We start from the raw sequence: 21,772 nt of genomic DNA on the forward strand, positions 1-21,772 counted from the left end.
TCAGTAAGTTATGCATGAAATGGTGAGATTCTTCGCTTTTTTACTGGCTCTATTTACCATACAGTGCGGGACCAGGCTGATCAAAAAAGAGAAGTTATTCGAGATCAACGAACATTACCAAGATAAGATATACAGCCTCAAAAAAGACACAAAAGTCTCTATGACCGAAACTTTTAAGAAGGGAATGTTGGTCCGAATCTATGTCGAATCGACTCCTTCCCTGATTAAAGTGAAATGTTTCCCCGCTGACCAGAAAAGGGAACATGCTATCGGCAGGCTGATTGCTTATCAGGTGAACGATGATTTAGAGAAAAAGACCATCAGTATAGAGGATTTGGATAAGATCGTTGCAAATGAGCTCACGGAATATAAAAAGAAAAAGTAGCCGTCGTTCCCCCCTAGGTTCAAGAAGGCATCCCGATGCGGCCGATATTAAATATGTGAAACGGACGATTCTTTGCCTTCCCATTATATCCGCCATGCTTAGTTCTGCTTTATCGGCCGATCCACTCAAGAATTACGAAAACGCGATCAACGATTACGCGAATAAGGATTCTTCCTTCTTTACGGATAAAGAAGAACGTAAGATCAAACAATTATTCTCCCAATCCCCGGAAGAATGGGAAGAAGACAAATATTCTTCTCTTAGCTATCATAAAGATAAATCCAATCTGGAACTTCCTTCTTTTATCAGTATCAATCCGATCGTTTCTTCCAAAATCGTCAGCCAAAGCGGCTTTATTATAAAATCCTATATCGTAAAACCTAAGGATACTTTATTCAGGATCGCAAAATCCTTAAAGACCACTGCCGCTAAAATCTCGGAAGCAAACGGTTTAAATAAAGGTTCCGTTCTAAAAGTAGGACAAAGCTTAAGTGTTCCTGTGAAAGTAGGAAATGCTTCCCGCCAAAAGATAGAATACAAAAGAGTATTCATCACTCCTGTTTTAGGCGCTAGATTTTCTTCCAGATACGGTAAAAGAAAAGATCCATTCCATACAGGTGGAGGAGGTTATCATACCGGAATAGATATGGCTGGCCCTCAAGGAGCACCAATACTTGCTTCCGCTGATGGAGTGGTAAGTTTTGCCGGAGTAAACGGCGGTTACGGAAACTCAGTCATCATAGATCATCCAAACGGTTATAGAACCATGTATGCGCATTGCGCTAAAATTACAGTGGAAGAGGGAACGAAAGTGAAAGCCGGCACGGTCATAGGTGCCGTAGGTCGTACAGGCTCCGCCACAGGTTCCCATCTCCATTTCGAGGTGTTCTATAACGGAAAAAGGATCAATCCTGAGGTGGCACTTAGGAAAACCTTAAAAATTGTTACTAACCTGGACCCAGGCAAAGTAGCGAAACTTTAATTACTGATCATCTTTTTAAAAGCCGGGACCATTCTATTTGGATCCGGCTTTTTTAGAATGATTCCTTGAGAATATCCGAAGGGCGCAATGAACGCAATTTTTATCGAATTCAGAAAACATACATTCTATGTTCTGATCCCAGTCGTGATATTTTTCTCCTTCTCTTTAGCATATCTTTGTAGAGGGATACTTCTGCTTTTTCTGACCCCGAATGTGCAAACAGGTTCCTCTACTTCGGCTCCCAGAAGACCGGTCGCGGAAAATTCGATCACAATCGAAATGTCCAAGGAAATGGTAACAGGTTCTTTATTTAGGGGAAGTTTAGCTCCACCTCCGGGGGAAACTGCCTTAGGTGCGGACGGCACTCCGGAAGGTCCTCCGGATACCGGAGAAGGCGAAGAAATGAGAGTCACCGGAACCTTAAGCGGTCACTGGAGTTTCGCCAGAGTTACTATTTTAGAAAAAGGGAAACAAAACGCGGAAGAATTCGCGATGGGAGAAGCGGTTGGAGGATACAAGGTAAAGTCCATTCTTCTCAACCATGTGGTCCTGGAAAAAGGAGGCCAATCCCTCAAAGTGGAGATAGGCCAAACACCTGGAGAAGCTAGGGCCAAATTAGGAGCCCAGGCAGATGTCCCAGGAGGACCACCTGCAGCCGATACAGTTCGTAAAATTCTGTCCAGACAGGATGTGAATAGAAAATTAGCTAACGTAGCCGAACTTTATAAGGGAAAATTCGGTCCTTATTTGGAAAATAACACGATCGCCGGTTACAAAATTTACAGCATAGGCAGCGATCATATTTTTTACTCTTTGGGAGCTAGGACCGGAGACGTGGTGCGACGGGTAAACGGAATGCCCTTAAACGATACGGTGAAAATGATGGAGATATGGAATTCCCTAAAAACGGCCGATAAAGTATCCGTAGACGTAGAGAGAATGGGCAAAGTATTGTCCTATGAATTCATCATCCGGAATTAGAGATTAAATGCGCAAAACAGATTTACGATCCAGATATTTGAGAAACGCAGCATTTGCGTTTTTACTTCTTCTTTCGGTGAACGAGAGTTTAATGTCTCAGGGCAAAAAAGGAAGTAAAAGAAGTACGACCACTCCAACAGCGGAAGATACAAAGGAAAAGACCTTTTATGCAAACTGGAGAGATACGGAACTGAATGATTTTCTAAAAGGGATGAGCGCAATCCTAAAGAAAAACATCCTTTTAGATGAGAGTTTAAAAGGTAAGAAGATCACGATCATCTCTCAAAAAGAGATCCCGATCAAAAACGCATTTCCATTCATGAAGGCGGTTTTGGAATCCATGGGGTTCGCAATCGTAGAAGAAGTGGATCTGATCACTATCGTAAAATTAAAGGATGCACTTGCCAGATCTCCTTATGTAAGAGTGGGCAAGGAGCCTATCCCGGAAACGGAAGCGTTAGATAATCGTATTATCACCCAGATCATTCCGGTAGAAAATGTAAAACCGGAAGAATTGGAACCTATCTTAAAAAGATTAACTTCTCCTAATACCGATATTATCGTTTATAGAAATACGAATACGATCGTACTTTCCGGTTCCACTGCGGACATCAATAAACTTCTCACTTTAGTGAATGAGTTGGATGTAAGACCGGATGAGACTACACCTGGGGCGGTCGCTTCTGCGGGTGATGTTCATATTTATACATTAGAATTTAGTGAAGCGGAGAAGATCGCGGCCACTCTGATCAAGTTGGATAATCCGGTAGTAGGGGACTTACCTCTTCCAAGCGGAGCACCAGGCGCGCCACCTCCTCCTGCTCCTAAGGTGGAAAAGATCAAGGCAGTCGCTCATAAAGAATCCAACTCAGTGATCGTAACCGCGACTGAAGCGGAATGGAATGAGATCCGTAAAATTATCAGAGTTCTAGATTCCGCCAGAAAACAAGTCCTACTAGAAGTATTGATCGTGGAACTTTCTTCCACGGATACGAATGACTTCGGTATCGACTGGAGATTCCAAGGACAGGGTCCTTATAGCCAGTTCAACTCAGGGTTAGCTAAAGAAGGAAATATCATCAACTCAAGTGGTAGGATCAATCCAAACTTGAACACTTTATCCGGATTCTCTCTTGGTTTCGTACAAGCTGGTGCGCAACAGATCTTAGGTATCTTAAGTGCGAATCAAGGAAATGAGAACTTCAACGTATTATCCGCTCCTCAAGTTCTCACTTTGGATAATCAAGAAGCGGAGATCAACGTAGGACAAGACGTTCCAGTTAGGACCCAAAGCCGTAACGCTGGTTTGGGCGGTGCAAACGCAGTTACGGTGGATAACTACGAATATCGTCCAACAGGTATTAAATTAAAATTCACTCCTCACGTGAATAAGAATAACAGGATCACTTTAGATCTTTTACAAGAGATCAAAAACATCGCCTCCATCGCACTTGCGGGCGGTAACCCAACCTTCAACAGAAGAGAAGTGAAGACTACTATCACCATCGACAATAGACAAACCATTGTGATCGGGGGTTTGATCTCCAATGACAAACAAAAACGTCTGATCAAGATCCCGTTATTAGGAGATATTCCTTATTTAGGTTGGATCTTCCGTAGAACTACCGAGCAGTTAAAAAAGACCAATTTGATGGTTTTTATCACTCCACATATCTTGGATAATCGCGAACTTGCTGATAAGATGACTGTTAAGAAGAAGTTACAGCAAGAAAGATATGAAATTGAAAGGGAAAGGGTTCTAAATAAGGAAGCCACCATCAAGGAACGCGGAGAATAATACAGTGAAAACTCTAGGTGATATTCTCGTAGAAGACGGGGTCATATCCGCCAAGGATCTAGAAGACTCTCTTAAACTACAAAAAAAGAATCATTTACCCCTAGGACATATTCTTCAGAAAAAAGGGATCGCAGGAGAAGTAGACGTTCTCAAGGCGATGGCCCGTTTATACAAAATGGAATTCAGGGAAAAACTGGATTTCAAGGGAATGGAAGAAGTTTACGACCGTATCCCTCTCAAACTCATCCAAAAGAGTAAAATAGTTCCTTTCGAACTAAATAAGAAAAACGTTAAAATTGCGGTGTCTGATCCTACCGATCTTCACCCGATGGACGACGTTCGTTCTGCATTAAAAGAATTTAAAATAGAATTCATACTCGCACCTGAACCGGAAGTGATGAGACTCATTCATTCCCAGTTCGACAACACTTCAGCCGCGGCGAAAGATATGTTGAACGAAATGGAAGGCAGCTTCTCGGAACTTGCAGAAGGTTTCGATAACGAGACAATCGATCTTTCCGACGATGCTCCGATCATCAAGATGGTGAACGTGATACTTTCTCAAGCGGTAAATGAGAGAGCTTCGGATATTCACGTAGAACCTTACGAAAAAAGCCTAGTGGTCCGATACAGGATAGACGGTATTCTTCACAATGTATTAACTCCACCTAAATCTTATCATGCGGGGATCACTTCTCGTATTAAGATCATGTCCAACCTGAACATTGCGGAGAACAGATTACCCCAAGACGGTAGGATCAAACTTAGGCTTGCAGGAAAGGATGTGGATATCCGGGTTTCCACAATTCCTTGTCAGTTCGGAGAACGTATCGTTATGCGTCTCTTGAATAAGACCGACCAGAAATATTCACTGGAGACGATGGGATTTTATCCGGATCTTGTTAAAACACTCAGAACTCTTATCTACGAACCTCACGGTATTATCTTAGTAACAGGTCCTACCGGATCCGGAAAATCCACCACATTATACTCGGCTCTCACAGAGTTGAATACGGAAGAAAGAAATATCATCACCTGCGAAGACCCGGTGGAATATCAGATAGATGGCGTTTCCCAAATGCAAATGCAGGAGAAGATCGGGCTCACATTCGCAACCGGACTAAGAGCTATTTTACGTCAGGACCCGGACGTGATCATGGTGGGGGAGATCCGGGACGAGGAAACTGCAAGGATCGCCATCCAAGCTTCCTTAACGGGTCACTTAGTGTTCTCCACTTTGCACACGAATGATGCCGCTTCCGCCGCTACAAGACTTGTGGATATGGGAATTGAACCTTATCTGATCACTTCTACGGTGCTTGGATTTATGGCCCAGCGACTTGTTAGAACTATATGCAAAGAATGTAAAACTTCTTATAAACCGACTCCTCAGGAATTGGAATCCATCGGAATTGCAAAGAAGGATCTGAAAGGTGGAGTTTTATACAAGGGAAAAGGTTGTTCTCATTGTATGAATACCGGATTTAAAGGAAGAACAGGAGTTTACGAACTTCTGATCATCAATACTCCGATCAAAAATGCGATCTTAGCCGGATCGGATACGAATAGTATCAATGATATCGCCTTAGAAAATGGGTTTGCCACAATGAGAGATTATGGTATCCGAAAAGTATTGGATGGAGTCACCACCCCGGATGAAGTTCTAAGGGTTACTTAAGTTTTCCTTCCATGGCACTTTTTACTTATACCGCGTTTAACAAAAAAGGAAAGGAAGAGAAGGGGATCATAGACGCCCCCAATATCCAATCCGCAAGGGCTAAACTTAAATCCAAAGGTTTTTACGTTCGCCAGATTTCCGAAGACGCGGAAAGAAAGGACAGAGAACTTTTTCCATTCCTAGCGAAACTTCTCTATCGAGTTCCTAAAAAGATCATAGGTCTTTTTTCCAGACAACTTGGAACTTTACTAGGTGCGGGAATTCCCTTAGACAAATCACTCTCCAGTATTATTGAACAAACGGATCATGAAGTATTTCGTAAAGTAGTGATCGCAATGCAGGCGGATATAACGGAAGGAAGTTCTCTATCCGATTCGATGAGAAAACATCCGGATATATTTCCAAATCAGTATCCTTCTCTTGTTTCCGTAGGAGAAAGGACAGGTGATTACGAAACAGCACTCATGCGTCTTGCTGAGATGGAAGAAAAAAACCTGCAGCTAAAAGGTAAGGTCACCACTGCACTTGTTTATCCAGGAATTATTTTCTGCCTTTTACAGATCGTGATCATATTTCTACTCACCACGGTTGTTCCCCAGATCGAACATTTATTCGTGGAATTTAATGCAACTCTTCCAGTGATCACTCGGATCGTGATCGGAAGTTCCAGACTTCTAACAGGTTATTGGTTCTTGATCTTCCCTATGATTGGTGCAGGAGTTGTGGGCTTCTTCTTTTATAAATCCACTCCGGAAGGTAAGGAAAAATGGGAGAAGTTCGTTCTTAAGATCCCGATCATCCGAACACTTAATAAAAAAGTACTTATATCCAATTTTGCCAGAAACCTAGGAATACTTCTTACAAATAGAGTGCCATTGATCATTTCTCTCCAAATTGTAGAACAGATCGTTGATCATTCCGTTTTCGGACAAGAAATTCGAAATGCTTGCGATAGAATTCGAGAAGGAGAGAAACTTTCGGCAGCGTTCACTGGGTCAGAGATATTACCACAATTAGTCTTAGGTATGATGTCTGCCGGAGAAGTTTCTGACAGGGTCCCTGAGATGTTGAATAAACTCGCGGAGATCTACGACCAAGAAGTGGATTCCGCTTTAAAAAATGCGACCCAAGCAATCGAGCCGTTAATGCTTGTTTTTATGGGTTTTGCGATCGGTATCATTATGGCGGCGATCATCGTTCCGATGTTCAGCTTGACCCAAAACTTGCAAGGTATATAACAATAGAAATAGGAGAACCGACTTTGAAAACGGGAAACAAACGGAGAAAAGGATTCACTCTTATCGAATTAGCGATCGTTGTCGCCATTTTAGGTGCTTTGATGACTATCATTCTTGTCAGCGTGGATTTTGGTGGAGTGAGCATCGAAACCGCGAAGATGAAGATCAAAAAAGACAAACAAGAACTTAGATTACATTTGGAAAGATACGCTTCCAAATTCGGAAGTTATCCTAGCGAAGAGCAGGGTTTAGACGCGTTAGTGGAAAGACCAACTACCGGAGAAATTCCTGAGACCTGGATCCCAATGGTAAGCAGCAAGGATTCTATTAACGACCCTTGGAAAAACCCATACAAACTCAGATATGATGGAGCGGGTGAGATCCAGATCATCACTTTTGGTCAGGATAAAACAGAAGGTGGAGAAGGTTTGAATTCGGACTTCGATATCACTAAAGAAGAGCAATATCCTCCTCAATTTACTTCTGCATCCGGCGCTAAAAAATAAACCCTATGGGCCCAAGAGCGAAAGGCCGGATCCGTTCCGGCTTCACATTGATCGAATTGGGAGTCGCAGTATTCCTGATTGGTGTGATGTTCGCTCTTGTGCTTCCTTCCTTAGTTAATTTACTCACACCAGGCGCCCAAGAAGAAGCGATGTTATTGCATGACGTTGTGAACTTCTGCTTTCGCAGGGCAAAGATCAACCAGAGAACGGTTTATCTTCAGTTGAATGTGGATACTGAAACTTATACGATCATAGACATGGAAAGGGATGAGACCGGTCTAAAAGAAGTTCCGGTATTCCAAGACAGAGAACTCCCAAGCTCATCTGCGATCGTAGATGTGATGGATGGAAGAGGTTATAGATATAATACGGGAAAGGTCCGAATTCCATTCTCTCCGATGGCAGTGGCCGAAGATTTTTATATCCATTTAGGTCCTGATCCTGAGATCACAAGAACACTCATCATAAAACGTTATGGCGGAAAATCCGAAATAGAAGACGGAGAGGTGACCGTTTCCAAGGAACAATTGGAAGAGTACAAACGCAGCGAGCAATATGGCACGAGTAAGTTTTAAAAGAAAAAACCCGCTTAAGAAGAGACAAGGTTTTACAATTTTAGAAATGACCTTGGCGTTCGCACTCGCCGCGGGTTGGCTTCTCTACGTACTCATGGTGGTTTCAGAAGGAATCAGACTGAAAAAAGTGGCGGCTCTTCAGATAGAAGCAACCCACCTCGCAAAAATTAAAATGGCTCAGATAGATTCTGCCACCATTCTACAAGCGGACACTAGTTCGGGAGATATTCCAGGCTACCAAGACTGGAGATTTACAACAATCATCAAAGAAGAGAATTTAGATCTTCTAAAAATGGCGGGAAAAGACAGCGGCAAAACACCGGAGGATCTGCTCGGCGGCACAAACTCCAGCATGAACCAACTCATCGCAAAAAGAACAGGTAATAACCAAGGCTCCGCGACCGGCGGACTTATCGCAGTATTCCATATTTATGTAACGATAGAATATCCTACGGGCGGAAGAGACAACCAAGGAATTCCGGTAAAAGAACAGTACACGATCGAGACCTATAAGGCGAGGATGAACTGAATTGGGACCTTCTTCACTACATTCAAGATCTATTAAGTTTCTTCGCAAAAGAAGAAGGTCAGGATTTACACTGATCGAATTAACCATCGTCGCAGCCTTATTGGGCGTTCTACTCGGGATGGTATTCGGGACTTATGCTACTATTTTAAAAGTCACTCGTCCAACTTCAGGCGCAGAAGGTGTGGATAGAGAAAAAGCGATCTCTGTTATCGAAAATATTAGAAGCACTCTGACCATGGCATTCTATTTCCAAACGGAAAAAAACCTGGTCTTTGTAAGTAGAAAGGGACGCAAATCGGAAGATGGACCGAGGCACCCAGGCGAAAGTACTAAAGATCATTTTATAGTATTTGCGGCTGTTCATCCTAACTCCGAAGAAGTCGCACTTCCGGAAGTAAGAGAAGTGGAATATTATCTAAAACAAAAAGACGGAACCGATTATTATAAATTAATGAGAAGAGAAGATGAGATCGTGGATCGTTATCCATTCGTAGGCGGACAAGAATACGAGCTGCTGGATAATGTAAAATCTCTCTCTTTTAAATTTTCCAAAACAGGAAAAGAATGGGAAGAAGAATGGGATTCCTTCCAAAGAAAAAGTATCCCTCGTCTTATCCGAATAGAGATCATCGCGAATATGGGAAATAAGGAAAGACGTTTTGAAACTCTTGCATTCCCAGGGATGCTTCTGAAATGAATTCGGGTCTTGGTCTAAAAGGCAGAAGATTTTCCAGAAGAAGAGGAGCGATCGTAATGCTCCTAGTCGGAGGAATAGGTGTAGCTGCTCTAACCACCACCTTGGATTTTGCGGAAAGATCCATGGCAGAATATAAAATCTCCCAAGGAGAAATGTCCGGCTTCAAGGCTTCTCTTTTAGCAAAGGCCGGTTTCCAAGGAGCATTGGCGGCGCTCAGAAAAATCCCGGAAGAACAACTGTACCAATCAGGGATAGGCCTAAACCCACCTCCAGTTCCAATGGGAGGAGGATGGATCTATTATAAGATCCAGGGAGAAGATGGAAAAATTAATTTGAATTCTATCTTCAATGCAGACACAAAAGAGCTGAATTTAAGAAACCAAGAAATGGCCCAAAGACTTTTGGAACGTTTGGGAATGAAGAAGGACCTTTTCAATCCTGTGGTGGATTGGTTGGACGACGATAGCCAGGGGAATTTCGAAATTTCATATTATGAAAAACTAACCCCGCCTAGAAAGATCAAGAACGCGTATATGTATTCTCTTTCAGAGCTTACCTCTGTGAAAGGTTTCGATCCTAAAATAGTGTACGGCTCCCAAAAACCTCCCGACTATGAACAAAAGTATTCCAAGGACTTTATGTCCGACGAAGAAAAAAGCCTGATTGGGGAGTCCGATTTCGTATTGGCAAATAATCTGACCGCATTTGTTCCATTCCAGAGAAACTACGACGATAGAATCAACTTGAACGCCGCACCGTACTTCGTTTTAATGTCTCTATCCGATTTTATGAACCGCCAATCAGTTCTTCAGATCATGAAAATGAAGATCAAAAAGGGCGGTTACCTGAAGGAAATTAAGGATCTGGAAACCATCCCAGAATTCCAGGTACCTTCCGTGGGCGGACTTTCCCTCTACAAAGAATTAGCAGGAGAAGGAACCGACGTTTCCGGCGGAAGGATCAAAACAAAGGGCGAAATATTTCGGATCAGCGCGGTCGGGGAAGTAGAAAGAAACTATAATAGTAAAAAAAGTTCCGATGTTATGAAAGGACCTAAGATTGTACGTAGGATCACCGGAATTTTTGACCTGACCAATAACCTGATGCTATATTATAGAGAAGATTAATGTTCTTATACGAAAAGTTTTTAACCGTAGATTACGGTACAAATTCCGTAAAAGGTGTACTGTTCCAAAGAGTGGCTGGGAACCTGACCCTTCTTAGAGCAGAGACCATGCCCATCTCCAGAATGGAAGAAAGGGAGTATGAGACGAATGTACTTCGTTTCATAAATACCTATTTTGCGGAAGAACATGCGATCGTACTTTCACTTTCTCTAGACAAACTTTTTGTAAGAGAGATCTCCATTCCATTAACTACGGAAAAAGCAGTACGAGAAGTAATCCCTTTCGAGATAGAAAGCAGGGTGCCTTTTCCTATGGAAACCGTAGAAGTATTAGGTTCCGTTTGGAGAATCGATCAGGAAAAGTCGGATGTAATCACTTACACTTCTCATCATTCGGAGTTCGATACATTAGCCTCTCCTTTTCTGGAATCCAGTCTTGTATTTCGCGGGATCTTCGTGGACTCGGTATGTTTGGGTTCAGTTATTTCCAAACATTTACATAAAGAGATACAATTCGCAAATGTTGCTCAGCTAGATATTGGCGGCAAAAAATCTATCCTGAACGTGACTAAAGACGGAAAGATCGCACATACACGTTTTCTTTCCGTGGGTGGAGATACACTAACGGAAGAAATTTCAAAAGCATTAAAGATCCCTAAAGATAAGGCAGAAGCCTTAAAAACAAGTATCCAATTCGAACCATTCCATACTCCGGAAGATGGTCTGAACTTATTTGCAAAAGAATACAAACTCAAAATTGCAGATATTAAAAAAGCATTCACCATTGCTCAGGAATTTTTCACATCCTTAAGCGAAGAAGTCCGCAGAAGTTTCCTTTCCTTAGAAGAAACGGAAAGGCCGGAAGCCGTTTATCTTTCGGGAGAAGGAAGTAAGGTCAGAGATCTGGAATCCTTTTTAGGAGAAAATCTTGGGATCCAAGCCAGAAGATATGATTTCTTAAGCGCAGATCCCGATAGATTCGCTACCTGCTATGGGATGGCTTACCATCTGATCCAATCTAAAAAAGCCAAAATAGATTTTTTAGAAACTCCTTACGTAAAAAGGTTAAACAAGAATTTATTTGATATAAGTATATTCAAACCTCATATTATTTTAAGTTCCGTTTCTTTTGTACTTTTGATAGGAGTATTTTTCTTAGGAATTATATCCGATAAAAGAAAACTTGCCGCTGCCAATAAGATCCTAGCTGAAAAAGTAAAATCCAGCACCGGCTCAAGCGTTCCTTCTAATAGAGATCCTATAGAATTCGCAAAAAGTTTAAGAGACGGTGCGGAAAGAAAAACGGAACTTTATAGAAAGTATCTTTCCAAGCCAAGTGTATTAGACGTACTACATGAAATTTCTTTAAAGTTTCCTGATCCGGGAATGCAACCTTTCTTATTCCAAAGTATCACTTATGATAATGGTTCAGTATCCATCCAAGGTGCAGTAAACGAGATCTCGGAAATCGGAAAAGTGCAGGACTCTTTGGCCCGTTCTCCCATGTTCAAAAACGTAAAATTAGATAGTAACCGTCCAAACTTCGGACTCAAAACATTTAAAGTCTCCTTTGTGATCAAAATGGAGGTGACCTCTAAAATCGAAGAAAACGATTAAGAGGGATCGTCTATGTGGCAAAAATTACAACCTAGGGAAAAACTTTTATTAGTCATCGCTGCGGGACTTATTTTGGTCCTGCTGATATTCTTGGTAGTCCGTAAAATTTACAGGCTCAGAACCGATCTTTCCGAAACGGTAAATAATACACCTGGACTCGTTGCACAATTGGACAAAACGATCTCAGATTATTTATTTTTCAGATCCCTGGAGAATGTGAACACGGGCGAGAACGATCAGAGTGCGTTTGCGGCAAAGCTGGAAAGGATCTTTTCAGATAATGGAGTAAAGGATAGAATTTCCACAATGAGGCCTATCCCTGCAAAAGCGATCGACAAAGGAAAATACCAGGTAATCGTTTTCGAGGTGAATTTAAGAGGTGTTCCTCTGGAAAACGTTATGTCCGTATTATATGATATAGATAAGGGCAATAAGGTAAATGCAAGAGTGGAATATTTCCAAACCAATAAACCTTACCAAGACAAAAATACCTACGACGTGAACATGAAAATTGCGGCCTATAGTGTCGCTCCCGGAAAATAAGATGGCTCGCGCAAAAAAGATAGAAATAGAAGAAGAGGAAGAACTAATCTCCAACGAAGAAGAAGAATTTCTCACGATGGAATTGGAGGAGCTACCTCCGGAAGAAGAGGAAGATACTCCTAGATTCTCTCTCAAACAAAAACTCATATTGATCGGAAGCGGGACCAGTTCCTTCCTTCTATTTTTGATCCTATTATTCCCTTACGAAAATATAGTCCGACAATTCATGTCTTCCTCCGGACAACCAAGCAGCGTATTTTTTAACGAATTATCAGTTTCAGTTCTGCTCGGAAAAGTTTCCGTAAAATCAATGGAGATCATGGGCCAAACATTTAAGATCAGGTCTAAGGATGCTCAGATCAAGGCAGGACTTTTTTCCTTATTAAGAAAAAAAGTAAACGGAGATTTCGAAATTGAAGAATTGGAACTAGACTACGACGGCCAAACCCTTGGAAACATAGGGGAGTTAGAAGGCCACTTACAGTTGGATTCTTTGTCGGTCCCGGCCAGCAGATTCGGCGGAGCATTCTCCCTCAAAATGCCGGAAGGAAAATTCGGATCCTTTCCGAACCTTCCTGAAATTCCTTTTATAGGAAAAATAGAGAACTTTTTCATCAATAAGATACTCATCACTTCCAGAATCGACCAAGGAATGGTAGAGTTCGAAGAATTTATCATAGATACATCCGTTGCAAGATTGGATCTTCACGGAAACTTGAGACTTTCGGATTCACTTCCCAGTTCTCAATTGAACTTAAGAGTTTGTTTCGAGTTAGAAAGAAATTTTGCCTCTGCTGCAGAAAACCAGATCATTGTAGGTGCATTGGATCTTTTAGAAAAGGGCGGAAGTGGAAAATGTATCCCGATCACCGGAACTTTCCAAAGACCTGAATTTAAGATCCCAGGCTTAAACGCTCCGGCAGGTTTACCTGGTAGCCCAGCTCCTTAAAGAATATACATTTTAGAAATTTCTAAATTTTTCTCAGGCCAAGCCAATTCCGCCAAAATCCGCAAGAGTAGGGGGTAGGGATCTAAGGCATAAAAAAACCTCAGATGTAAAACACCTGAGGTTTTTTATTATCCGAGAGAACTCTTGGTCTATTAGATCAAGAGCATCCAGTAGTCGCCCCGCAGGACATACATTTCAAACAAGAACCGTTTCTTACCATCTCGAAAGATCCACATTCTGTACAGGAATCTCCAGTATAACCTTTGATCCTTGCCATTTTGATCTCTTCCATAAGAGCAATCCCTGAAGTAGGCTTCTCCTTGATCATCATCTGAGAATAGGAAATTGTTTCCGGCTCGGAAGCAGGAGCAGTTTCCACTACCGCAGAAGCTGTAGGTTGCGAAACAGGCGCCTTAGGCTGGATGGACTCAGAAGATTTTCTGGATCCGATCTCGTCTCCTCTAAGATCTTCCGGTGCTACTTGACCAAGATCATATCTTCCGAGGTAGGTGATTGCCAATTCTCTGAAGATGAAATCGATTACGGAAGTACTCATTTTGATATGTTTGTTTCCGGTTACGATACCATTCGGCTCGAATTTGAAGAATGTGAATGCGTCCACAAACTCTTCTAATGGAACCCCATGTTGTAGACCTAAAGATACTGAAATCGCGAATGCATTCATCAAACTTCTGAATGCTGCGCCTTCTTTGTGCATATCCACGAAGATCTCTCCGAGTTGTCCGTCTTCGTATTCACCGGTTCTTAAATAAACTTTGTGACCGCCAACGACCGCTTTTTGAGTATAACCGGCTCTTCTGTTAGGAAGTTTACGTCTATGAGAGATATACTTATAAACGATCTTTTCCGCAAACTGAGAAGGATCTTTAGCAACTGCAGCTTCTGCGATCTCTTCTTGTTCCTCTAACTCGATTCCGTTTAGAAGTTCGAGAACAGAGTTCAAAGGTTGAGAAAGTTTAGATCCGTCGCGGTACAGAGCATTCGCTTTTACCATCATCTTCCAAGAGATATAGTAAGCGTTTTTAATATCTTCGATCGTTGCATCTTCCGGAAGGTTGATCGTCTTGGAGATCGCACCGCTGATAAAAGGCTGAGCAGCAGCCATAGTGCGGATATGGGACTCATAGGAAAGATAACGTTTTCCGTATTTACCGCACTTGTTCGCACAATCGAATACAGGATAATCTTTCTCTTTTAAGTAAGGAGCGTTCTCGATGGTCATTGTTCCACAAACATAATCGTTTGCTTTATTGATCTCATCTTTAGAGAAACCTAAATGCTCGAGAAGATTGAATGTGAAAGAATCGTAAGTTTCTTTTGCAATACCAAGGTTCTTTTGTAAGAAATTCTCACCTAAGTTGAACTTATTGAATGCAAAATTGATATCGAACGCGTAAGGAAGAGAAGATTCTACTTTTTCCAAGATCTCATTCGTGAAACCTTTCTCTTTCAGGCTTTGGGTATTGATTACAGGAGCTCCGTTTAAGGTAGCATGTCCCTTACAATAGTTTACGATAGATTCAATCTCGGACGGGGAGTATCCCAATTTGCGAAGAGCCAAAGGAACGGATTGGTTGATAATTTTAAAATAACCGCCACCCGCTAATTTTTTGAATTTCACTAACGCGAAATCAGGCTCGATACCGGTAGTATCACAATCCATTACAAGACCGATGGTCCCGGTAGGAGCAATCACTGTAACTTGTGCGTTTCTATATCCGTGAGCTTCTCCCAAAGAAACCGCTTTGTCAGAATCTTCCTGAGCAGCTTTTAAAAGGTAAGAAGGGCAGTATGCAGGATCAATTCCTACAGGAGTGATAGTCAGACCTTCGTAATCTTCGGAAGGAACATTATAGGCCGCTCTCTTATGGTTTCTTAGAACTCTAAGCATATGCTTTTTGTTCTTCTCATAACCAGGGAATGGTCCGAGTTCCTTCGACATTTCCGCAGAAGTAGCATAAGCAGTCATATGCATAACGGAAGTGATTGCACCGGTGATCGCCATTGCTTCTTTAGAATCATAAGGAATTCCCATGATCATCAATGCAGAACCAAGGTTTGCATATCCTAATCCAAGAGTTCTGAACTTATAAGAAAGTTCTGCGATCTCTCTGGAAGGGAATTGAGCCATAGTCACAGAGATCTCAAGGATGATTGTCCAGAGACGGCAAAGATAACGGAAACTTTCTACATCAAAAACCAGAGTTTCAGGATCTACAAATTTCTGTAAGTTCGCAGAAGCCAGGTTACATGCAGTATTGTCCAAGAACATATACTCTGAACATGGGTTGGAAGCATTGATGTTTCCGTCTTCAGGACAAGTATGCCATTCATTGATGGTAGTATGATACTGAGTTCCAGGGTCCGCAGAAGACCAAGCTGCAAAAGAAATTCTGTCCCAAAGATCTCTTGCTCTGATGGTTTTTGCAGGTTTAGCGGCCCTTTTTTCTTTGAGAGCTTTTTCTTTTTCGGTTCTATTATATAAATGCCAAGGAAGATCTTGTTCTACAGCATTCATGAACTCATTCGGAAGACGAACCGAGTTATTGCTGTTCTGTCCGGAAACAGTATTATATGCTTCTGATTGCCAGTCGGTGGTCAATTCTTCGAAAATAAGTTCTTTATAACCTTGTCTCGCAAGATCGATCACTCTCTTGATATAATTATCAGGGATTAAAACTTTCTTAGCTTCTACGATCGCCCTTTTAAGAGCGGAGTTCTTTTTAGGTTCGAAACGATCCTCTCCCTCCATCTCGTAACAAGCTTTCATGATCGCATTTAGATGTCTGTTGTTCAGAATGGATCCGGTCACAAGAGAAGCTACTTTTTTCTCTTCTTCTACTTTCCAATCTACGAAACGATCTATATCCGGATGATCTACATCCAAACATACCATTTTAGCAGCACGACGAGTGGTTCCACCGGATTTGATCGCGCCTGCAGCACGGTCTCCGATCTTCAAGAAACTCATTAAACCGGAACTTTTTCCACCACCGGAAAGGGATTCGTTTTCCGCCCTCAGGTTGGAGAAGTTGGTTCCGGTTCCGGAACCGTATTTGAATAGGCGAGCCTCACGGACCCAAAGATCCATGATACCACCTTCATTCACTAAATCATCATCCACACTTTGGATAAAACATGCATGAGGTTGTGGATGTTCATATGCGGAAGAAGATTTTACCAATTTTCCACTGGTAGGATCCACATAAAAATGTCCTTGGGACTTACCGTCGATCCCGTACGCCCAATGTAATCCAGTATTGAACCATTGAGGGGAGTTAGGAGCCGCCATTTGAGAAGCCAGCATGAAAGAGACTTCTTCATAGAAAGTTTTAGCACTTTCTTCGTCTGAAAAATAACCGTATTTATATCCCCAATAGGTCCAGCAGCCCGCTAAACGATGGAAAACTTCCTGTGCAGAAGCCTCTCCACCAAAACGATCTTCCGCTTTTAAAGAAGAAAGTTTTTCAGTGTCCGGTTCAGAGCGCTGTAACCATTCTGGAATGCCTTTTTCATCTACTTTTTTTAAGTATTTTGGCACTCCTTTGCGTCTGAAATACTTCTGGGCAAGAATATCTACTGCAACTTGAGACCACTGGTCTGGAACAAGAATGTCCTTAGCTTCGAAAACAACGGATCCGTCAGGGTTAGAGATCTTAGAATTCCTCTTAACCCAGTTTAGGTCCTTAGAAAATCCCTTCTCGGGTGAAGTGAAATGTTTATTTAGCTTCATAGCATTCTCCTTATGAAACTCCGGCAAAATATAGTGCGTTTTTGGATTATGTCACGCTACTATAGCTTTCAAATTTTCCCATAGTACTTTTTCCAAAAGCTGTTCGGTTTTCGCCGGAAAATTGTATGTAGATCCGATCAGAAAATACCTATGTCTCGAAGATTTTTCATTGCCAGCCTGCCTCATTTCTAAAAACTGGATTCTGCTACCAGACACTCCCCTTTAGCTCAGTCGGTAGAGCAAGTGACTGTTAATCACTGGGTCGCAGGTTCGAGCCCTGCAGGGGGAGCCAATCTTTTCCTTTCCTTCCAATCTTACCAAATTTCGGTATATTTACGATCTTATTAATAGACCCCGTAGATCCACATTTGTTTAGTCTTTTTAATAGAATTCTCGTTATTTTTAGAAAAATCTAAATAGGAAGGGGAAGGGGACAGGAGCACTCACGCAGAGGCTTCTTACATGATTTCCAAACTCTCTCTGCGGCTTCGCGTCTCTGCGTGAGTCAAAAATTGAAATAGCTACAAATTTGCACGCAGAGGCCCAAAGTCGCGGAGAAGAAGTCTATAAATCGTGTAAAAGAAAACTCTGTGTGCTCCGTGTTCTCGGTGCGAAACTTTTAAACCTTTTTGGGTTCACACAGAGACACAAAGTCACGGAGTTTTTTATATAACAACGGATAGAATATAAAGATTTCCCTTATATAAGGGTCTGATAAGAATTTTTCCGTTCATCATACCTAGATACACTTTCATCCCAAACTCATTGCATAGGGTCCGGAAACCTAGTATTTTCCTTCCTATGTCATTTAAGAAAATAACCATCCTGGTTTCATCAATTCTTATCGCAGGTGTTTTACTCTTATTATTGGTACCTTCTTCTTCCAAGAATGCTGCCGTTTCTAATTCCGGGAAAAATGTTTTTTCCGAAGGTTTGTCTTCATTCTCAAATATACTCAGCCTCGGCTCCTTCTCCTCATCCAATGATGAAGAAGGACTTATACCTGCTTCTCTCTTAAGAAATGAAACTCCTGACAATCTATACTGGGTTGCCGTAGCAACTCCAAGAGATGCCGCAGAAATGAAAGCCCAAAATGAGCTAAGAGAAGATTGGGCGGCTCTTTACGGAAAGATTTACTCCAATAAGGCGACTCGAAAAGAGATAGATGAGTATTTTACGGCTCAAATCAAACTACATGAAGATCAATTAGAATTATTGAAGATCATGGAGGATCGTTATCCGGAACGTTTGAACGACGATTCGAGAAGAATGATCCTGGCCGGCAAGGAACTATATGCTAAAAAGTTAAAAAACGTAAAAGATGAATATGAAAAACACATAAACCAAAAATAGATTTGGAGAGAATTATGAATTATCGGTCAATACGAAGGTCCGTATTCGGCTTCGTAGTATGTACGATGTTTTTCGCAGGAAGTGTATCCGTATTTGCGGATCCTTATTGGGGAACATTCAAAAAGGATAGCTGTACGTCGATTTTCCCTGGCAAACGCCAGTATTCAGCAATCCTTTACGGGATCCCTTCGGGCCAAAGCTGGGAAACTACCTGTGCAAATATGGGAGCAACCATTAACGGCCAAGTATTTACTAAGCCTAGTCGTTGTAAGAACACCGGTTTAAATATGTGGGGAGAATTCGATGTACTAGACGACTCCTGCGAAGCAAACTGGTCTGCAACAGATGACGGCGGAGCATATAACTGGACTCATAAGAATGACGGCTGCCAGACTTCTGGAACTTACGCGGGTAAAAGAAAATATTCTTCCCGTATTTGGAACGTAGTAGGTATCACCTGGGAAGCTGCATGTGCTCAATTGCCCATCACAATCGCAGGTAAAACTTATACAACTCCTACAAAATGTGTGAATACCGGTACCACTGGAATGTGGGGAGAATGGTATGTTGCAGATTCAAGTTGTGAGTCCGCTCCAAAAGCGTATGCAAGAGGTGCCCAGGATTCTCTCAAAAGAACAGGAACTCTTTCAGGTTATGTGGATCTTCATACTCACCCAATGGCTCACCTAGGTTTCGGAGGAGTAATCTTCCATGGTGCTCCTTATGGAGAACCGGCAACTGCGCTCGCAGATTGCCCTAGTATGTCTAACGAAGGCCACTCTGCAGGACACTCCAGAGTAGAAGCGATCGTTCAAGATGATATTATCGGAGCTCTACTTTCTACGGCAAAACATGATAATAGAGGATACGCAAGTTTCCCTTATTGGCCCGCAAACAATAGCTACACTCACCAAACAATGTATTATGAGTGGATCAAACGTGCCTATGAAGGCGGCCTACGAACTATGGTTGTTCTTGCCGTGAACGGTGATTATATGTTCGGAGCAACAGACAACGGTCTTCCGGATATTATCAAAGGTATCGCTATTGCAACTGATCCAGTTTATGATCTAAACGACATGAACACTTTACGTCGCCAGACCCAAGCAGTATACGATATGCAAACTTGGATCGATCAGAAAAGCGGTGGAGCGGGACTCGGATGGTTCCGTATAGTAAAATCTCCTTCGGAAGCACAAAGTGTGATCGCTGCAGGTAAATTAGCAGTAGTTTTAGGTGCGGAAGTAGATTACCTAGTAGATTGTACTACCACAACTTGTACGGATTCAATGATCACCCAAGGTGTCCAAGCAATGTATGACGCAGGTTTACGTTATATATTCCCGATCCACTTGAAAACAAACGGATTCGGTGGAGCTGGTCTCTATAATATCCTGGGAAGCGGGACAAAGTATGACTGTAAACATTACGGACAAGATTGTAACGTAGCAGGTTTAACTTCTTACGGACCTAAGATCATGAAAGCGCTAATGCAAAAGGGGATGATCATCGATGTGGGTCACATGTCCGCAAGATCCTTGGAAGGAGCTTTAACTTACGCAGAGCAACAATCTTATCCAGGTATCGTTACCGGTCACACAGGTGTATATGATATGGCGAATAAAGGAAATCGTCATGAGGCAAATCCAACAGGAGCAGCTCTGAAACGTATCATCGCATTAGGTGGAATGATCGGACTGATCCCAGGACAAGGAAACTTGGACGAAGTAGGTGAGTGGAGACAGAACTCCGACGGTTCTTATATCTCTCACGCCTGTGGGGGAACCACCCAGACATTTGCACAATCCTATCAGTATCTTAGAAATCTGATCGGAGACCAAGCATATGACGGAAGAATTTCAGTCGGAACCGACTTTAACGGATTCGCTCATATGCCTGGACCTCGTTATGGAACTCGTGCATGTCCAGGAGGAGTGTCTACAATCACTCAACCTGATTCCGCTAAAGTAGGATATCCATTTGCTCCGGATGCTTCCATTAGAAAAGCTGCAACTCTTTCAGCTTTACCTTCTCTTGGAAAATATACTTTCGGGAACAGGACATTCGACTTCAATACGGAAGGTGCGGCTCATATCGGACTTATGCCTGACTTCTTCGAAGATTTAAGACAGCAAGGACTCAAACGTTCCGATCTGGAACCGGTGTATCGTTCCGCTGACTTCTTCGCTACTATGTGGCAAAATGCAGTCACAAGAGGTGCAAGTATCCAATAAAGAAATCTAACGAAATAGATTTTTCTTAAGCCCGCCTAACCCTGCGGGCTTTTTTTACTTACTTGAAAATTGGGGATTTTGCCGGCCTGCGAATGCGTTCCGAGTTTTTCAACCCAGCATATCTTTTAGAGTATTATAATTTGATCTGGACAGGGCAACTTCTGCGGAATCGCCTAGAAGGACTTTGAAATGATTTCCTTTTCCATGAAGTATCTTTTTTACTTCGGATAGATTGATAATAAAAGATCTATGAGAACGGAAGAAATCCGAATTGAGTTCTGCCAGAACGGATTCCATTGTTTTACGGATCAGTTCTTTGCGGCCGGACTTAAGATGGATCTCGGTAAAATTACCGGATGCTTCTAAGTATAGAATGTCTTGAAAGCGGATCACTTCTATCATCCCATCTTTCTTTAAGGAGATACTATTCTTACGCATAGAATCCGCTTTAGAAGCCGAGGCAGACTTCATACGATCTATTGCTGCAATAAATCTTTCTCTAGTGAATGGTTTTGCCACAAAATCCAATACTCCGAAATCAAATGCACTTACTGCATTTTGTTTATCCGAAGAGATCACTATCGTATAGAATGAATCTTTTTCAGGAAGTTTTAGTATCTCATAACCTGATTGTCCTTTTAGATTGATATCCAAAAGTAGAAGGTCTATAGGATTTTCCTTTATACTATATAAAGCAGGAGTCAATTCATCGAATGTTTTGAGAGAGACTAGGCTTTTTCCGAATGCCTCTCTGCAATAATGCTGGATGGTCCTTGCCATCAGCTTATCATCCTCAACTAGAACCGCTCTCACCATGCTTAGCGAGT

18 protein-coding genes and 1 tRNA gene are annotated in these 21,772 nt (G+C 42.0%); 17 read left to right on the top strand and 2 right to left on the bottom strand.

The features are described 5' to 3' along the window. Positions 1–10: 10 nt before the first annotated feature. The 14 genes from EHR06_RS13355 (at position 11) to gspN (ending at position 13,604) form a co-directional block, all read left to right on the top strand. Positions 11–385: a type II secretion system-associated lipoprotein gene (locus EHR06_RS13355; protein WP_135757448.1), complete on the top strand. Its 375-nt coding sequence runs from the start codon at positions 11–13 to the stop codon at positions 383–385. Beyond that, a complete protein-coding gene (locus tag EHR06_RS13360; protein WP_425269499.1) occupies positions 354–1,367 on the top strand; it encodes a M23 family metallopeptidase in 1,014 nt (337 codons plus the stop codon). Before EHR06_RS13355 ends, EHR06_RS13360 begins: the two co-directional genes overlap by 32 nt. Before the next feature lie 87 nt (positions 1,368–1,454). Then, positions 1,455–2,348, top strand: a complete 894-nt coding sequence (locus EHR06_RS13365; RefSeq protein ID WP_135757449.1) for a general secretion pathway protein GspC — start codon at positions 1,455–1,457, stop codon at positions 2,346–2,348. Between the two features lie 7 nt (positions 2,349–2,355). Next, entirely contained in the window at positions 2,356–4,146 is a 1,791-nt protein-coding gene (gspD, locus tag EHR06_RS13370) for a type II secretion system secretin GspD (RefSeq protein WP_135757450.1), read from the top strand. A gap of 4 nt (positions 4,147–4,150) precedes the next feature. Further along, complete coding sequence (gene gspE / locus EHR06_RS13375; RefSeq protein ID WP_135757451.1) at positions 4,151–5,824, top strand: type II secretion system ATPase GspE; 1,674 nt, start codon at positions 4,151–4,153, stop codon at positions 5,822–5,824. An 11-nt stretch (positions 5,825–5,835) separates the two neighbouring features. After that, the gene (locus EHR06_RS13380) at positions 5,836–7,062 is read left to right on the top strand and encodes a type II secretion system F family protein (RefSeq protein WP_135757452.1); all 1,227 of its coding nucleotides are present in this window, start codon (positions 5,836–5,838) and stop codon (positions 7,060–7,062) included. A gap of 23 nt (positions 7,063–7,085) precedes the next feature. Then, complete coding sequence (locus EHR06_RS13385) at positions 7,086–7,568, top strand: type II secretion system protein GspG (RefSeq protein ID WP_135757453.1); 483 nt, start codon at positions 7,086–7,088, stop codon at positions 7,566–7,568. Positions 7,569–7,573: 5 nt separating this feature from the next. Continuing rightward, positions 7,574–8,143 carry a type II secretion system protein gene (locus tag EHR06_RS13390; RefSeq protein WP_135757454.1) on the top strand — a complete coding sequence of 190 codons (570 nt, stop codon included), beginning with the start codon at positions 7,574–7,576 and terminating at the stop codon, positions 8,141–8,143. Continuing rightward, complete coding sequence (locus EHR06_RS13395) at positions 8,124–8,672, top strand: prepilin-type cleavage/methylation domain-containing protein (protein ID WP_135757455.1); 549 nt, start codon at positions 8,124–8,126, stop codon at positions 8,670–8,672. Before EHR06_RS13390 ends, EHR06_RS13395 begins: the two co-directional genes overlap by 20 nt. Position 8,673: 1 nt before the next feature. Continuing rightward, positions 8,674–9,369: a type II secretion system protein GspJ gene (locus tag EHR06_RS13400; RefSeq protein ID WP_135757456.1), complete on the top strand. Its 696-nt coding sequence runs from the start codon at positions 8,674–8,676 to the stop codon at positions 9,367–9,369. Beyond that, a complete protein-coding gene (locus tag EHR06_RS13405; protein WP_135757457.1) occupies positions 9,366–10,496 on the top strand; it encodes a type II secretion system minor pseudopilin in 1,131 nt (376 codons plus the stop codon). Before EHR06_RS13400 ends, EHR06_RS13405 begins: the two co-directional genes overlap by 4 nt. Next, the gene (locus tag EHR06_RS13410) at positions 10,496–12,112 is read left to right on the top strand and encodes a cell division FtsA domain-containing protein (protein ID WP_135757458.1); all 1,617 of its coding nucleotides are present in this window, start codon (positions 10,496–10,498) and stop codon (positions 12,110–12,112) included. The genes EHR06_RS13405 and EHR06_RS13410 overlap by 1 nt, the downstream gene beginning before the upstream one ends. A gap of 12 nt (positions 12,113–12,124) precedes the next feature. Next, entirely contained in the window at positions 12,125–12,655 is a 531-nt protein-coding gene (locus EHR06_RS13415; RefSeq protein ID WP_100724005.1) for a hypothetical protein, read from the top strand. A gap of 1 nt (position 12,656) precedes the next feature. After that, on the top strand, positions 12,657–13,604 hold the full coding sequence (gspN, locus tag EHR06_RS13420) for a type II secretion system protein GspN (protein WP_135757459.1): 948 nt from the start codon (positions 12,657–12,659) through the stop codon (positions 13,602–13,604). Positions 13,605–13,761: 157 nt separating this feature from the next. Here gspN and EHR06_RS13425 read toward each other — a convergent pair whose 3' ends face one another. Beyond that, positions 13,762–17,358, bottom strand: a complete 3,597-nt coding sequence (locus tag EHR06_RS13425) for a vitamin B12-dependent ribonucleotide reductase (RefSeq protein WP_135757460.1) — start codon at positions 17,356–17,358, stop codon at positions 13,762–13,764. Between the two features lie 216 nt (positions 17,359–17,574). Here EHR06_RS13425 and EHR06_RS13430 point away from each other — a divergent pair. From EHR06_RS13430 to EHR06_RS13440, 3 genes are all read left to right on the top strand, one after another. After that, positions 17,575–17,650, top strand: a tRNA-Asn gene (locus EHR06_RS13430). A gap of 509 nt (positions 17,651–18,159) precedes the next feature. Then, entirely contained in the window at positions 18,160–18,711 is a 552-nt protein-coding gene (locus EHR06_RS13435; protein WP_135757461.1) for a hypothetical protein, read from the top strand. A 14-nt stretch (positions 18,712–18,725) separates the two neighbouring features. After that, positions 18,726–20,945, top strand: coding sequence for a membrane dipeptidase (locus EHR06_RS13440; protein WP_135757462.1), 2,220 nt, complete (start codon positions 18,726–18,728; stop codon positions 20,943–20,945). 108 nt (positions 20,946–21,053) lie between these two features. Here the strand turns inward: EHR06_RS13440 and EHR06_RS13445 are convergent, their stop codons facing one another. Continuing rightward, positions 21,054–21,761: a LytR/AlgR family response regulator transcription factor gene (locus EHR06_RS13445; RefSeq protein WP_100711685.1), complete on the bottom strand. Its 708-nt coding sequence runs from the start codon at positions 21,759–21,761 to the stop codon at positions 21,054–21,056. Between the last annotated feature and the right edge of the window lie 11 nt (positions 21,762–21,772).

This window comes from Leptospira dzoumogneensis (genome assembly GCF_004770895.1).
In the GTDB taxonomy this organism is placed as follows: domain Bacteria; phylum Spirochaetota; class Leptospiria; order Leptospirales; family Leptospiraceae; genus Leptospira_B; species Leptospira_B dzoumogneensis.